The 12,481-nt window shown below is 67.4% G+C and carries 17 protein-coding genes; all 17 read right to left on the bottom strand.

Features of this window, described 5'->3' with window-relative positions:
• Nucleotides 1-3: 3 nt before the first annotated feature.
• A complete protein-coding gene (locus tag AYJ57_RS13630) occupies nt 4-663 on the bottom strand; it encodes a phage tail tape measure protein (protein ID WP_442974573.1) in 660 nt (219 codons plus the stop codon).
• A complete protein-coding gene (locus AYJ57_RS13625; protein WP_066106308.1) occupies nt 650-853 on the bottom strand; it encodes a rcc01693 family protein in 204 nt (67 codons plus the stop codon). The genes AYJ57_RS13630 and AYJ57_RS13625 overlap by 14 nt, the downstream gene beginning before the upstream one ends.
• Complete coding sequence (locus AYJ57_RS13620; protein WP_066106305.1) at nt 850-1,173, bottom strand: gene transfer agent family protein; 324 nt, start codon at nt 1,171-1,173, stop codon at nt 850-852. The genes AYJ57_RS13625 and AYJ57_RS13620 overlap by 4 nt, the downstream gene beginning before the upstream one ends.
• Entirely contained in the window at nt 1,174-1,596 is a 423-nt protein-coding gene (locus AYJ57_RS13615) for a phage major tail protein, TP901-1 family (protein WP_066106302.1), read from the bottom strand.
• Between the two features lie 26 nt (nt 1,597-1,622).
• Complete coding sequence (locus tag AYJ57_RS13610; protein ID WP_066106297.1) at nt 1,623-2,030, bottom strand: DUF3168 domain-containing protein; 408 nt, start codon at nt 2,028-2,030, stop codon at nt 1,623-1,625.
• A complete protein-coding gene (locus AYJ57_RS13605) occupies nt 2,027-2,365 on the bottom strand; it encodes a head-tail adaptor protein (protein WP_066106295.1) in 339 nt (112 codons plus the stop codon). Before AYJ57_RS13605 ends, AYJ57_RS13610 begins: the two co-directional genes overlap by 4 nt.
• On the bottom strand, nt 2,362-2,955 hold the full coding sequence (locus tag AYJ57_RS13600; protein WP_066106292.1) for a head-tail connector protein: 594 nt from the start codon (nt 2,953-2,955) through the stop codon (nt 2,362-2,364). The genes AYJ57_RS13605 and AYJ57_RS13600 overlap by 4 nt, the downstream gene beginning before the upstream one ends.
• A 64-nt stretch (nt 2,956-3,019) precedes the next feature.
• Nucleotides 3,020-4,204, bottom strand: a complete 1,185-nt coding sequence (locus tag AYJ57_RS13595) for a phage major capsid protein (RefSeq protein WP_066106289.1) — start codon at nt 4,202-4,204, stop codon at nt 3,020-3,022.
• A 28-nt stretch (nt 4,205-4,232) separates the two neighbouring features.
• The gene (locus tag AYJ57_RS13590) at nt 4,233-4,787 is read right to left on the bottom strand and encodes an HK97 family phage prohead protease (RefSeq protein ID WP_066107112.1); all 555 of its coding nucleotides are present in this window, start codon (nt 4,785-4,787) and stop codon (nt 4,233-4,235) included.
• Between the two features lie 27 nt (nt 4,788-4,814).
• Nucleotides 4,815-5,081 (bottom strand): GTA head formation protein, RCAP_rcc01685 family, encoded by a 267-nt coding sequence (locus tag AYJ57_RS13585; RefSeq protein WP_066106286.1) that lies wholly within the window; start codon nt 5,079-5,081, stop codon nt 4,815-4,817.
• Complete coding sequence (locus AYJ57_RS13580; RefSeq protein ID WP_066106283.1) at nt 5,035-6,255, bottom strand: phage portal protein; 1,221 nt, start codon at nt 6,253-6,255, stop codon at nt 5,035-5,037. The genes AYJ57_RS13585 and AYJ57_RS13580 overlap by 47 nt, the downstream gene beginning before the upstream one ends.
• Nucleotides 6,256-6,408: 153 nt before the next feature.
• Nucleotides 6,409-7,455 (bottom strand): ABC transporter ATP-binding protein, encoded by a 1,047-nt coding sequence (locus AYJ57_RS13575; RefSeq protein WP_066106280.1) that lies wholly within the window; start codon nt 7,453-7,455, stop codon nt 6,409-6,411.
• Nucleotides 7,452-8,234 (bottom strand): ABC transporter permease, encoded by a 783-nt coding sequence (locus AYJ57_RS13570; RefSeq protein WP_066106277.1) that lies wholly within the window; start codon nt 8,232-8,234, stop codon nt 7,452-7,454. Before AYJ57_RS13570 ends, AYJ57_RS13575 begins: the two co-directional genes overlap by 4 nt.
• Nucleotides 8,231-9,112 (bottom strand): ABC transporter permease, encoded by an 882-nt coding sequence (locus AYJ57_RS13565; protein WP_066106274.1) that lies wholly within the window; start codon nt 9,110-9,112, stop codon nt 8,231-8,233. Before AYJ57_RS13565 ends, AYJ57_RS13570 begins: the two co-directional genes overlap by 4 nt.
• Nucleotides 9,113-9,235: 123 nt before the next feature.
• The gene (locus AYJ57_RS13560; protein ID WP_217621117.1) at nt 9,236-10,294 is read right to left on the bottom strand and encodes an ABC transporter substrate-binding protein; all 1,059 of its coding nucleotides are present in this window, start codon (nt 10,292-10,294) and stop codon (nt 9,236-9,238) included.
• Between the two features lie 310 nt (nt 10,295-10,604).
• Entirely contained in the window at nt 10,605-11,951 is a 1,347-nt protein-coding gene (locus AYJ57_RS13555) for a DNA-packaging protein (RefSeq protein WP_237220159.1), read from the bottom strand.
• Nucleotides 11,887-12,228: a hypothetical protein gene (locus AYJ57_RS26355; RefSeq protein ID WP_066106268.1), complete on the bottom strand. Its 342-nt coding sequence runs from the start codon at nt 12,226-12,228 to the stop codon at nt 11,887-11,889. Before AYJ57_RS26355 ends, AYJ57_RS13555 begins: the two co-directional genes overlap by 65 nt.
• Nucleotides 12,229-12,481 lie beyond the last annotated feature (253 nt).

Genomic DNA, 12,481 nt, shown 5'->3' with positions numbered 1-12,481 from the left:
CCTTCAGCGGTTGCGCGCGCCCTGCGACAGCGCACGGCTTATCTGCGCGGCGATCTGCGCGCGGCTGCGCTGAAAGCCCTGCACGTCGGGGGTCTGGATGTTCATCACCACGGTGACCGGCTGGCTGCGTCCCTCGGCGCGCACGCCAAGACGCCCGTCGGCACCGCGCGACAGCGGCAGGATCGCCTCGGGCCCCGCCTCGCCCATCAGGCCCGTGCCGCCGCGCATGGGAAAGCGCACCGGCCCGCTGACGACGCCGCCGCTGGCAAAGGGCGTGACCCGCCCCTGCGAGAAGGCGCCGCCCTGCGCAAAGGGCGAAAACGCCCCGAAAAGCTGCGTCACCCCGGCGGCCAGAGCGCCGCCCAGATGGTCGGTCACCGGGCGCACCGCGGCGCGGTAGGCACTGTCACGCACGCTGCGCGCCACCTGCTCGAGCGCCTCGGAGGCGCTGCGGCCGCCGAACACCACGCCATCAAACGCCCGTGCCAGCGAGCGGCTGAGCGTGCCTTCGAGCTTTGACGCGCCGCGCCCGGTGGCGGAAAACGTCTGGTGGATGCGCTTCAGTTCCGCATCGAACCCCGCCGCCATGGTGCTGGCCCCGCCAAGGCTCTGCTCCAGCCCCTCGAGGGCCCGGTCAAGATCATCCATCTCAGTCATCGCCATCTCCCTGCACCGCGTCCGGAAAGGCCGCGATCAATTCCTCCAGCCGGGCGCGGCCCATCGCGCGCGACCCGCCGCCGCCCCCCAGCATCAGCCGCAGTTCGGCGGGGGTCAGCGCCCAGAACTCCGCCGGGCGCAGCCCCAGCCGCTCGACCGCCGCACGCAAAAGCGCCGCCCAGTCAAAGCCGCTCATCCGGTCTCTCCGGGCAGCGCGAAAGCATGCGCCAGCAGCTCCGCCGCCGCGCGCGCGGCCAGCAGCGGGCCGCCGCCGATCTCGGCGCTTACGAGGTCCTGCGCCGTGCCCGGCCAGCCGCCCCCGCGCAGCCCCGCGACGATCAGCGCGAGCACGTCGCGGGTCGAACAGCTGCCGCTTTCGAAACGGCGCACCAGATCAAGCAGCGTGCCGTCCTCCAGCATCGCCTCCAGTTCGGCCAACGCGCCCAGCGTCAGCCGCATCACATGGCGCTGGCCGTCGATCTCCAGCGCCACCTCTCCGCGCCACGGGTTCGACATTTAGGCCTCCACCGCCGGCACGAAACTCAGCGCCCCCGCCGAGGCGAGCGCGATCTCATAGGTCGCCTCGCCGTCGTGGCTGCCGGCATAGTCGATCGAGGTGAGTTGAAACGGCCCCTCCACGGTGCCGAAATCGGGGATGATCACCTGAAAATCCGGCGTCTCTCCGTCAAAGAAGATCTGCCGCGCGCGCTCGTCGGTGCCCGCGTCCTTGAACACGCCCGAGCCCGAGAGATTGGCCGATTTTACCCCGGCCCCGGCGAGCAGTTCGCGCCAGCCTCCGGCGCTTTCCAGAGAGGTCACATCGACGCTCTCGGCGTTGAAACTCACCCGCGTGGCGCGCAGCCCCGCCATGGTCTCGAACTGGCCGTCGCCGGTCAGGTCGAGCTTGATCAGAAGGTCCTTGCCGTTCTGGGCAGCCATTGTCGCAACTCCTTGATTTGGCGCGTTCAGTCGTCTTCAAGCCGCGCGCGGAATGTCATTTCGATGCGGCGCAGACCGCCGGTCTCGCGGCGGGCGCGGGCACGGCGAAAGCGCAGGCTGATCAACCGTCCGCGGCTCAGCGCCAGGTCCGCCTCATGCAGCGCGTCCGAGACCGCCGCCGCCACCGTCTTGGCCGCCGCAAAGCCCGCCGCCTCAGTCACCACGGCAACGGTGAGATCGTGCCAAGCGCCGCGGCTGCCCACATCCGAGGCGTCGCGCGCCTCTTCCGCGCCGAGCGTGACGTAGAGCGGCGGCAGGTTTCCGGCGGGCAGCGCGTCGTAGATGTTGCTGCCGACCAGCTCGGCCAGCGTGGCATCGCCCTGCAGCGCGGCGAAGACCGCCGCCTGCAACGCGCCGGACATCGCATAGCTCATGACGCCACCTCCTCCTGCGCTTCGCATTGCAGGTAGAGGCCCGAGCCGTCGCACTCGGTCACCGCCTGAATGTCGAAGATGCGGCTGCCGCGCCGAAAGCGCTGGCCCGGTGCCGGGCGGCTCGAGGATCCCTCGGGGGCCGCGCGCACGGTGATGCGGAAGCGGCCCCGCGCCACCGGCCCGGCCTCGCCCTGCACCTCGCGCCCGCTGCGCGGCTGCAGTTCAGCCCAGAGCGTGCCGAGCGCCTGCCAGCCCTCGGTGAAACCGCCCATCCCGTCGGGCGTGCGTGCCGGGGCCTCGAGCACCAGCCGCTGTGAAAGACGCACCGCCCTCATGAGGTGAATCCCATGCGCAGCGGGCGGTAGCGGGCGATCAGCGATGTTACCCCAAAGGGCATGCAACCCTGGCTCAGCGCGGTCTCGTCGCGATATTCGTAGTAATGCGCCGCGAGCAGCAGCACCGCCTGCGCCAGATCGGGCGGCAGCGCGTCGAAACTGGCGGCAAATCCCGCGCTGAAGCGCAGCTCCGCCGCGCCGCCCTCGGGGATGCTCGGAAGCGTGGCCCCCTGCGGGCGCAGCCGCGGGGCGATGCTGTCCACCTCCAGCCGGTAGCGCTCGGGCGCGATCACCTGCGCCGCGCCGTTGCGGTCGATCAGCGCCAGTTCGGTGACGCTCTGCACCGGCGCCAGCGGGAGCACCGCGCCCTCGGGGTCGCGCCAGCCGTGCAGCGTCCAGAGGAAGCTGCGGATCAGCAGCGCCTTGCCGGTCCGGGCCTCGATCGCCGCCAGTGCCGCGCGCAGAAAGGCCCGCAGCACCGGCTCCTGCAGGTCCGCCTCGTCAAAGCCGCTGCCCATGCGCAGCTGCGCCGTCAGCGCCTCAACCGGCAGCAGCTCGTCCGCCACCTGCGTCTCTTCGATCACCATCATCAGCCTTCTCCGGTTCGTGCCGCTGGCGGCTATGGCGACACCTCGCCGCCATGGCCCCTCACGCTCAGCTGGTGGCGCAGCGCAGCAGCTTGATCGCGGCGAAATCGCTCACGTCGCCGCCGACGCGCTTGGTGGCGTAGAACAGCACATGCGGCTTGGCGCTGAACGGATCGCGCAGCACCCGCAGATCGGGGCGTTCGGCGATCGTGTAACCGGCAGCGAAGTCGCCAAAAGCGATGGGATAGGTATCGGCGGCGATGTCGGGCATGTCCTCGGCGATCAGCACCGGGTAGCCCAGCAGCCGCGCCGGTTGCCCTGCCGAGAGCCCGTCGCTCCACAGGTGCCGCCCGTCCGCATCCTTGAGCTTGCGCAGAGCACCGGCGGTCTTGGAGTTCATCACGAAGCTCGCCTTTGCGCGGTACTCGGCGCCCAGCGCGTAGACCAGGTCGATGATCTTGTCGCCATCGCCGATCCCCGCGGCCACCTCCGAGGGCACATAGCCCAGATTGCCCCACTCCCAGATCTCATTGTCGACCATGCTGTGCGACAGGATGCCCATGGGCTTGTCGATGCCGTCACCCGCCACGAAAGCCGCCGCCTCGGCGCGCGAGAACTTGTCGGCGATGCGCCCGGCGAGCCAAGCCTCCAGATCGAAGGCCGCGTCGTCCAGCAGACGCTGCGAGGCCTTGGGCATGGCCGAGAGCTCGTGCAGCTTGATCTGGATGCGGTCGATGGTCGGCGTCTCGCTCTCGGTACTGTCCGAAAGCTCGTTCGCCCAGCCCGCGCCAGTGTCGCCCTGATCGACCAGCACGTCGAAGGAGCCCGCCTCGACGCTCACCACGGCGGCGATGGCACGGATCGAGGCCGCGCCTTCCAGCACGCCGCGGACGGTCTCGGAGGTGACCGGATCGACGAGATAGCCGCCATCCGCCGCGACGGCGGTCGAGAGCGCCTTGCCCTCCAGCACCAGCCCGCGCAGCCCGTCGTCGTCGCCGGTGCGCAGATAGGCGTTGAACGCCTTGCGGTGCGGCAGCTCCAGCTCGGCGGTGGTGGCCAGCGCCGGGCGCGCCGCGGCATGAGAGGTCTTGGTATCCAGCATGGTCAGTCGCTCTTCGTGTTTGTCCAGTTTCGCGTGAATGTCGGCCTGCATGGCCCTGATGTCCGCCGTGAGCCCCGCCATGGCGGCGCCCACACGGGCGACCGGGGACAGATCTTCCCCGGCCCGAGAATGGCTCTCGGTTGTCTTCATCAACTCTGTCCCCTGTTGAGGGCGCGCGTCAGCGGCGCGCCAGGTCGAGGCGCGCGGCGTCGATGGCCAGCGCCAGATCACGCATCATGTCTGCCTCGGGGTGCTCTCCCTTGGCCGCCACCCGCGCACTGGGCAGCATCGGAAAGGTGACAAGCGACACCTCCCAAAGCTCCAGTTCCTTGATGAGCCTGCGCCCCCCGTGCTCTTTCACCGCCGTGACGGTGCGATAGCCGATCGACAGCCCGTCGATGGCCCCCGCAGCGATGAGCGCCGCCGCCTCACGTCCCTTCTCGACGCTCTCCAGCAGCCGTCCCTTCACGTGCAGGCCGCGCGCGTCCTCGCGCACCTCGTCCCAGATGCCGATGGGCTGGCCCGGGTCGTGCTGCCAGAGCATACGCACCGCGCGCCCCTCGTCTGCCAGCCGCTTCAACGAGGCGGCATAGGCACCGGGTGCCACGATATCGCCCCCCTGATCCGGCGCGCCGAAGAGCGAGGCGTAACCTTCGATCCGCGTCCCTTCGGCCTCGGTGACCTGCGCGGTAATCTCTGTGCCCAGCCGGCAGAACTTGTGCTCCAGTTGCATCGCTTGCATCCCTTCGTGTTCCGCCCCTCAGGGCGCCATGGTGACCAGTCCCTGCAGCGCCTGCGCCAGCAGACCCGCGGCCACCCCGTAGACCGCCAGCCACAGGCGCTTCTCGAGCCGCTCCAGCACCAGTTCGAGCCGGGCGAGCCGTCCCTCCAAAGCGTCGATCTGCAGCTTGTGCAGCCGCTCGTGGGCATCGAGTTTCAGCGCCGGGGCGCAGGCGAAGGGCTCATAGGGCAGATCGCGCTCACGCACCGGGTTCTTCCCCCATATTCCCCCCCGGTCGGTCGCCATCCTCGGTGAGCGGCGGCAGCCCCAGCATCCGGCGTTTTTCCGGCACGGTGAGGAAGGCCGCCTCGGAGACGCGGCGCCAATGGGTCTCGCGTTCTGCCGACAGGGCTGGCACCTGATCGAGGTCTGGCTTCAGCTCCACCTCCTCGCCGGTGAAACCCGCCAGCCATCTGCCCAGCGCGGCGCTCACCCGCTGCGCCAGTGGCAGCACGGTCAGCCGGTAGAAGGCGCGGTTGGCCTCTTGGTAATTGGCGTAGGTCGCATCACCTGGGATGCCCAGCAGCATCGGCGGCACGCCAAAGGCGATGGCGATCTCGCGCGCGGCGGCCTCCTTGGTCTGGCGGAACTCCATGTCCGAGGGAGAGAACCCCATGGGCTTCCAGTCGAGCCCGCCTTCAAGCAGCATCGGCCGCCCGGCGTTGCGCGCCCCCTGATGGTTGCTCTCCATCTCCGCCACCAGCCGCTCGTACTGGTCCTGCGCAAGCGTGCCCTGCCCGTCGGCCCCGGTCCAGACAATCGCCCCCGAGGGCCGCGCCGCATTGTCGAGCAGCCCCTTGGACCAGCGCGAGGCGCTGTTGTGCACATCCACCGCCTGCGCCGCCGGTTGCAGCGGCGAGAGGCCATAGTGATCGTCCTGCGGGTGGAAGTTCTTCACATGGCAGATCGGTGCGGGCGTGTCCTGCACGTCAAAGCGATGGCGCCTGCCGTCCACATGATACTCATAGGCGACGGGCCAGCCATCAGCCCCCGGCACCAGCCGCATCCGTTCCGAGCGCAGCACATGCAACTCCACGGGCAGCCCGCGTCCCTGGCCCACCGCTTCGACGTAGCCATCCCCCGACAGCAGCAGCTGGCCATACAGCGCCTCGAAAAGCTCGGCACGGCCCTGCGCGGGATTGGGCGCGTTCAGGCAACGCAGGATCGGGTGGGTGCTGTAGCGCATCTCGCTGTCCTGCAGCACCAGCGGCAGCGCGGCGGCAGCCTCCGAAATCAGCTTCACCGCGCGAAAGCCCACGGGGTTGCCAGAGAACCCCTGCCGGGTCAGCGAGCCGGTGTCACGCGGCGTCCAAGCCACGCGCCCGACCGCCTGCATCGCGACAAGCGGCCCGACGGCAGAGGCCTTCACCTCGGGCAGAGTTTCCCCCTCGCGCGTCCGCCGCAGAAATTCGAACACCATTGCACGCTCCTCGCTTCGCCCCGGAACATCGGCCACCCGGCCGTGTTGCGCGTTGAGAAGAACCCTAGAGAGCGTTGGTTAACCACGCTTGCAGGCAGCGCCCGCCGCCATGGCAACACCCTCTAAGGCAGGTGCAATGTGTGAGGTGAAGCGTCAGGCGCCGATCACCAGCGCGTCCGAGGGATTGAGCGCCAGCGAGACCGTCTCGCCCACCTGCGGCGGTGCCTGCCGCGTGGTGTTGAACAGATCCACTGCCAGCGGCTGCCCGCCAAGGTCGATGCGCAGGCGGATCACCGAGCCAAGGAAATCAAGCTCGGTGATCGTGCCGGTGAGTGCTGTCTCTCCGGGATGCGCGCCAAGCCGCAGCATTTCCGGGCGCAGCCCCAAGGTCGCTTCTCCGGGCGGCACGGCGCGTCCCAGCACCAGCTCGTTCTCACCCAGCTTTACCCGGCCCACCTGCGGATCAATCACTTTGGCGTCGAGCGTGTTCAGCGTCCCCACGAAACCCGCCACGAAGCGGGTCGCAGGGGCATTGTAGATCTCGAAGGGGCTACCCACCTGCTCGGCCACCCCCTGATGCATGACCACGATACGGTCGGACATCGACAGCGCCTCTTCCTGATCGTGGGTGACAAAGATGGTGGTGATCCCCAGCTCGCGTTGAATGCTGCGGATCTCGTTGCGCAGGCTGACCCGCACCTTGGCGTCGAGCGCCGAGAGCGGCTCGTCGAGCAGCAGCACCTGCGGCTTGGGGGCCAGGGCCCGCGCCAGCGCCACGCGCTGCTGTTGCCCGCCCGAAAGCTGAAACGGATAGCGATCGCCCAGCTCCGGGAGGCCGATCAGCGACAGCATCTCCTCGACCCGTGCCGCGATCTCACGCGCGGGGGTGCCCTTCACCCGCAGACCAAAGCCGACGTTCTGCGCCACGGTGAGGTTCGGGAACAGCGCGTAGGCCTGAAACACCATACCGATGTTGCGCTGGTTGGGCTTGAGGCTGGAGACCTCGCGCCCCTCGATGGTGATATTCCCGGCGCTTGGGCTCTCGAAGCCCGCCACCATGCGCAGCACCGTGGTCTTGCCACAGCCTGACGGCCCGAGCAGCGAGATGAACTCGCCCTTCTGCACATCGAGGTTGAAGTCCTTCACGACGCGGGTGGCGCCAAAGCTCTTTTCCAGGTGAGAAATCGTCAGGAAGCTCATCGGCCCGCCTTGTCGTGTTTGGTAAATCTGGTGACCAGCTGGATCAGCCCCATGCAGGCCCAGGTGATGATGAAAGCGATGGTGGCCAGCGCGAAGGGCTCATAGGCCTTGTTGGCCCCCATCAGCTGCAGATACGGGCCAAAGGCTGGACGGTTGAGCAGCGCCGCCATGGTGAACTCGCCCATGACGATGGCGAATGTCACGAAAGATCCCGACAGCACCGCGACCAGCACATTGGGCAGGATCAGTTTGGCGATGATGGTGAACCACCCCGCGCCAAGGCTCTGCGCCGCTTCGGTGAGCGTGGCGACGTCGATGGTGCGCAGCCCGGTGTCGACCGCGCGGTACATATAGGGCAGCGACAGCATGGCGTAGCCGAACATCAGCAGCAGGTTGGTGCCAAAGGTCGTGCCGGTCAGCGGCAGCCAGCTCGAGGTGTTGTAAAGCCGGATATAGCCAAACACCGTGACGATCGCCGGGATCACCAGCGGCAGCAGGGTAACGAACTCGACCAGCGGGCGCAGACGCGGCAGCTTCAGCCGCACCCAAAACGCGGTGGGCACCACCAGCAGGATGCCAAAGACGATGGTCAGCAGCGCCATCACCACCGAATAGGAAAAGGTCTCGCGGAACTGCGGATCGGCCAGCACCGCGGCATAGGCGTCGAAACTATATTCGCCCCGCCGCATGGACAGCGAGAATTCGACCATGCCGACCAGCGGCAGGATGAAATAGGTCAGGCCCAGAAGCAGGATGGCCCAAGAGGCAGCCTTGGTCATTTCAGCCACCTTTCGGAACGGATGCGCAGCCAGATGTAGATGACGTTGGCCAGCCCGGTGACGAGGATCATCCCAAAGGCCATGGCATAGCCCAGATGCGGGTTGCCCAGCACGTCACCGCGAATTTGCGCGAACAGCATGATCGGCACGATGTTGAGCGAGCTTCCTGTCAAAGCGATGGCGGTCGCCACGGCACCGAAGGCATTGGCAAAGAGCAGCGCGAAGGTGCCGAGGATGGTCGGAAAGAGGATCGGCAGCGCCACGATGCGCCAATATTGCGCGCCGCTCGCCCCAAGGCAGGACGCCGCCTCGCGCCATTCGCGCTTCAGCCCGTCCAGCGCCGGGGTGATGATCAGGATCATCAGCGGAATCTGGAAAAAGAGGTACGTGATCGTCAGCCCCCAGAAGCTGAGGATGTTGAACCCCATGGCGCGCAGGTTGATGCCGAACTCGGTGCGCAGGAACATGGTCACCAGACCCAGCGGGCCGAGCGTCGCCAGAAAGGCGAAGGCCAGCGGCACGCCTGCAAAGTTCGAGGCGACGCCAGAGAAGGTCATCAGCGGCGAGCGGATGCCGCGCGGCAGCCCGCCCAGCACCATGCCCGCCGCCATCAGAAAGCCGATGAGACAGCCGATCGCCGACGAGGCGACGGAAATCTTGATCGAGATCCAATAGGACGACAGGATCGACGCGGTGAACAGCCCGGCGATATTCTCGAAGGTGAAAGAGCCGTCGGCACGCTGGAAGGCACCGATGACGATCTTCATCGTCGGCATCACCAGAAACAGCGCGATGAACAGCGCGAAGGGCAGGAGGCCCAGCCATGTCAGGCTTGGACGCCAGCGGCGCTTTGGCGGGGGGGATGTCAGGTCAGTCACACAAGGTCCGGATAAGGGCAGGACGGAAAACGCCACTCCCGCCCCGGTGCCTTTGCTTGCAGACACACGCCGGCGGGACAGGGGCCCGCCCGGAACATCCGGTGGGCCCCCGAGAGTTCGGTCTTACTGGACGTTGGCGCCCACGACGGCATCCCAGCCACCGACGACCGCTTCTTTGTTGCCCGCCTGCTCGCCGAGCGACGGGAAATAGGCGGCCTCATAGCTTTCCGCCGGCGGCAGCGCGTCGAGCAGTTCCTGCGAGATCTTGCCATCGGCGGCCATCGCGTTGAACCGCGCCGGGTGGCAGTAGCCCTTGAGCCACAGGCTCTGGCCCTCGTCGGAATAGAGATACTCCATCCACAGTTTCGCGGCGTTCGGGTGCGGCGCGTGGGCCGAGATGCCCTGCACATAAACACCGGCCAGAACGCCCGACTTCGGCACCACCACATCGACCGGCGGGTTGCCGTTCAGCGTGTCGCGGGCCGCCAGAGCGTTATAGTCCCACATGATGGTGATCGGGGTCGCGCCCTGCGCCAGCGTGCCCGCCTTGCCGATGACCGGCACGAAGTTGCCCGCCTCGTTCATCTTCTTGAAGAAATCGAGGCCCTTCTCACCGGCATCCTTGCCAGCGGCACCGCCCTCGGCCATGCCCGCTGCGAGCACCGCGAGGATCGCTTGGTTCGAGGCGCGCGGATCGCCCGCCAGCGCCACCGAGCCCGCATATTCGGGCTTCAGCAGGTCCGACCAATCCTCGGGCGTGGTGTCGATCAGGTCCTTGTTCACCATGAACGACATGACGCCGTAATAGTCGCCGTACCAGTAGCCTTCCTCATCCTTCACCGCGTCGGGGATCTCGTCCCAAGTCGAAACCTTGTAGGGCTGCAGCAGGCCTTCTTCCTTGGCCTGCGGGCCGAACGACAGGCCCACGTCCAGAACGTCGGGCGCCTGCGGGCCGGTGTTGCCCTTGTTGGCGCGCACGGCTTCCAGCTCATCCGCCGAGCCCGCGTCGGGGTTCAACTCGTTGACCTCGATGTCGGGGTATTTGGCCTTGAAGCCCGCGATCACGTCGCCATAGCCGCACCAGCTGTGCGGCAGAGCGATGGTGGTCAGCATGCCTTCTTCGATCGCCGCCGCCTCAAGCTCGGACAGGTCTTGCGCCTGTACCATCGACGTCGTGGCCATCAGCGCGGCGACGCCAGCCAGCCAAATCTTTGTATTTGCTTTCACAATCATTCTCCCCGGTATCCGGACCCGGCCCGATTGGCCGTGACGCGCGTGTAGGTTCTTATCTTGACGGTCTCGTGACAGCCGAAAATGTGGCAAAGACCGCGGCGCGAGCCTTGCGTGAAAATTGACGCCGCGCAAGCCTGAGGGTCCGCCGCAGCGCCGCAATCTCGGGAACGTGCATCGAAAACGCCCGCCAACCGGCGAAAATCGCGTCGAAATCCGGATTTGCAGGGTCACCCACCAAAGCCGATGACCCTGCGGCAAGTCACAAAAGCCGCATCCGGGGCCGACGCCAGCTTTCCGCCGGGCCGGTCACCAGTTCGGTCAGCGCCCAGACCAGCGCATCCACCCGGTCCGGCGAGCCCTGCCCGGCAAACCCCGCAACCGTCATCAGCCCCATCTGCTCTTCGAGCGCCTCGAACCGCCGCGCGTGCCCGATCCGCCCCTGCTCGTAGAGCGCCGCCACCGGCTCGGCGCGGGACGCCTTGCCTCGGGTCGCCGTCACCTTGCGCAGCGGCACATTGGGCGCCACCTGCCGCAGCACTGCCTCGACCATGGCGCCGCCCTGATTGACCTCGGCGACGATGCGGTCCCCCTGCCAGCGCTCCAGCGCCTCGACCGCCGCTTGCGCCCAGCCGGTCGGCCCCATTCCCTGCACCGAGGCATCCTCGAGCACATAGGCCCGCCATACCTGCGGCGGCCCGTCGCTGACCACGCCGCAGACCACGATCCCGCAGGCGTCCGCGCTCTGCCCGTCGCCCGCTGGGGGATCCACCGCCACGACGATCCGGTCAAAGCACCCCGGCACCTCGGCCAGCCGCGCGCGCTCCAGCATGTCCTGCGTCCAAAGCGTGCCATCCACGTCAGAGACCATCTCGCCATCCAACTCCTGCCGCGCCAGCCGCGTCGCGCCATAACGCGCCCGCACCTCGTCAAGGAAAGACGCCGCAAGATTGGCGCGGTTGGCTTCGGTCGGCGCACGGGTCACCACGGTGCTCGGCAGGTCGAGCACCTCCTTGAGCACCGCCACATTGCGCGGCGTGGTGGTCACACAGGCGCGCGGATGGGTGCCGAGCCGCAGCGCGAATTGCAGCATGTCCCATGTATCGCGCGCCTTGCGCCATTTCGCCAATTCATCCGCCCATGCGGCATCGAACTGCGGGCCGCGCAAAGCCTCGGGATCATGCGCCGAAAACACCATCGCCTCGGCGCCATTGGGCCACGTCAGGCAACGCCGCGTGGCGCTCCAGTCCGGGCGCCGGTCGGGCGGAGAACAGGCGAGGATGCCGCTGTCGCCAAAGACCATCACCTCACGCGCCTGATCCAGCGTCTCGCCCACCAGCGCCACGCGTTTGCACTGCCCCGGCGAGAGCGGCAGCGCCCCTTCGACCATGGCGCGCACCCATTCGGCCCCGGCACGGGTCTTGCCCGCCCCGCGCCCGCCCATGATCACCCAAGAGCGCCAATCGCCCTCGGGCGGCAGCTGGTGCTCCATGGCCCAGAACTCGAACAGAAAGGGGAGCGCAAGGCGCTCCCCCTCGGTCAGCTCAGTCAGAAAGCTCTCCTGCACCGCAGCACCGGCGGAGGCGAGCCATGCGGCAGCCGACCTCAAGCCGGGCCCGCTCGAGATCGAGCGCCCAGTCCCCTGCAATTCCCTTTTGCTTGCGTCTGACATTGGTGATCAGTGCCTCCGTTTCATGAGCGACCTTGAGCCAGTAGCGCAGATCCGCCACCGCCTTGCTGGTCTCGGGTTTGTCCAAAGTGCCGCTTTCCTCGTACTGCCCGCGCAGACGCCGCATGTCGGCGCCCAGATGCCGCAGCATGTCGGCGATCATCTCCCGCTCTTCTTCGAGACGGGTCAGTTCCTCGTCGAGATGGATGAGAACCATGGCTCGATACCTTTCTTGCCTGTGGAAAGTGCCTCTGCTCGGCCTGCTTTGGTTTTTTTGGATGCAGGCCCGCCAAACGAAAAAACGGCCACCGGGATCACCCCCGGGGCCGCCTGCTCAATTCGTCCAGCATGTCTAAAAAGCTACGCGGCAGCGCACGCCAAGTCAAGTTACCGGGCCGCACGGAGCATATCTAAACCACTGTTAATGATTGATAATAATAGACCACCGCAGCGCCCGCTCCAACGCGCCC

The organism is Salipiger sp. CCB-MM3 (assembly GCF_001687105.1).
Classification (GTDB): domain Bacteria; phylum Pseudomonadota; class Alphaproteobacteria; order Rhodobacterales; family Rhodobacteraceae; genus Salipiger.
The sequence above is the reverse complement of the archived record's forward strand: the minus strand, read 5'-3'. Positions and strand labels throughout refer to the sequence as shown.

Excerpts from the sequence above, each read along its gene's own strand:
- AYJ57_RS13560 (WP_217621117.1), bottom strand. The coding sequence starts at position 10,294 with ATGGCCACGACGTCGATGGTACAGGCGCAAGACCTGTCCGAGCTTGAG.
- AYJ57_RS13580 (WP_066106283.1), bottom strand. The coding sequence starts at position 6,255 with ATGGTGTTCGAATTTCTGCGGCGGACGCGCGAGGGGGAAACTCTGCCC.
- AYJ57_RS13605 (WP_066106295.1), bottom strand. The coding sequence starts at position 2,365 with ATGAGGGCGGTGCGTCTTTCACAGCGGCTGGTGCTCGAGGCCCCGGCA.
- AYJ57_RS13590 (WP_066107112.1), bottom strand. The coding sequence starts at position 4,787 with ATGCAACTGGAGCACAAGTTCTGCCGGCTGGGCACAGAGATTACCGCG.
- AYJ57_RS13610 (WP_066106297.1), bottom strand. The coding sequence starts at position 2,030 with ATGAGCTATGCGATGTCCGGCGCGTTGCAGGCGGCGGTCTTCGCCGCG.
- AYJ57_RS13585 (WP_066106286.1), bottom strand. The coding sequence starts at position 5,081 with ATGGCGACCGACCGGGGGGGAATATGGGGGAAGAACCCGGTGCGTGAG.
- AYJ57_RS26355 (WP_066106268.1), bottom strand. The coding sequence starts at position 12,228 with ATGGTTCTCATCCATCTCGACGAGGAACTGACCCGTCTCGAAGAAGAG.
- AYJ57_RS13625 (WP_066106308.1), bottom strand. The coding sequence starts at position 853 with ATGAGCGGCTTTGACTGGGCGGCGCTTTTGCGTGCGGCGGTCGAGCGG.
- AYJ57_RS13570 (WP_066106277.1), bottom strand. The coding sequence starts at position 8,234 with ATGACCAAGGCTGCCTCTTGGGCCATCCTGCTTCTGGGCCTGACCTAT.
- AYJ57_RS13600 (WP_066106292.1), bottom strand. The coding sequence starts at position 2,955 with ATGATGGTGATCGAAGAGACGCAGGTGGCGGACGAGCTGCTGCCGGTT.
- AYJ57_RS13620 (WP_066106305.1), bottom strand. The coding sequence starts at position 1,173 with ATGTCGAACCCGTGGCGCGGAGAGGTGGCGCTGGAGATCGACGGCCAG.
- AYJ57_RS13630 (WP_442974573.1), bottom strand. The coding sequence starts at position 663 with ATGGCGATGACTGAGATGGATGATCTTGACCGGGCCCTCGAGGGGCTG.
- AYJ57_RS13575 (WP_066106280.1), bottom strand. The coding sequence starts at position 7,455 with ATGAGCTTCCTGACGATTTCTCACCTGGAAAAGAGCTTTGGCGCCACC.
- AYJ57_RS13615 (WP_066106302.1), bottom strand. The coding sequence starts at position 1,596 with ATGGCTGCCCAGAACGGCAAGGACCTTCTGATCAAGCTCGACCTGACC.
- AYJ57_RS13595 (WP_066106289.1), bottom strand. The coding sequence starts at position 4,204 with ATGAAGACAACCGAGAGCCATTCTCGGGCCGGGGAAGATCTGTCCCCG.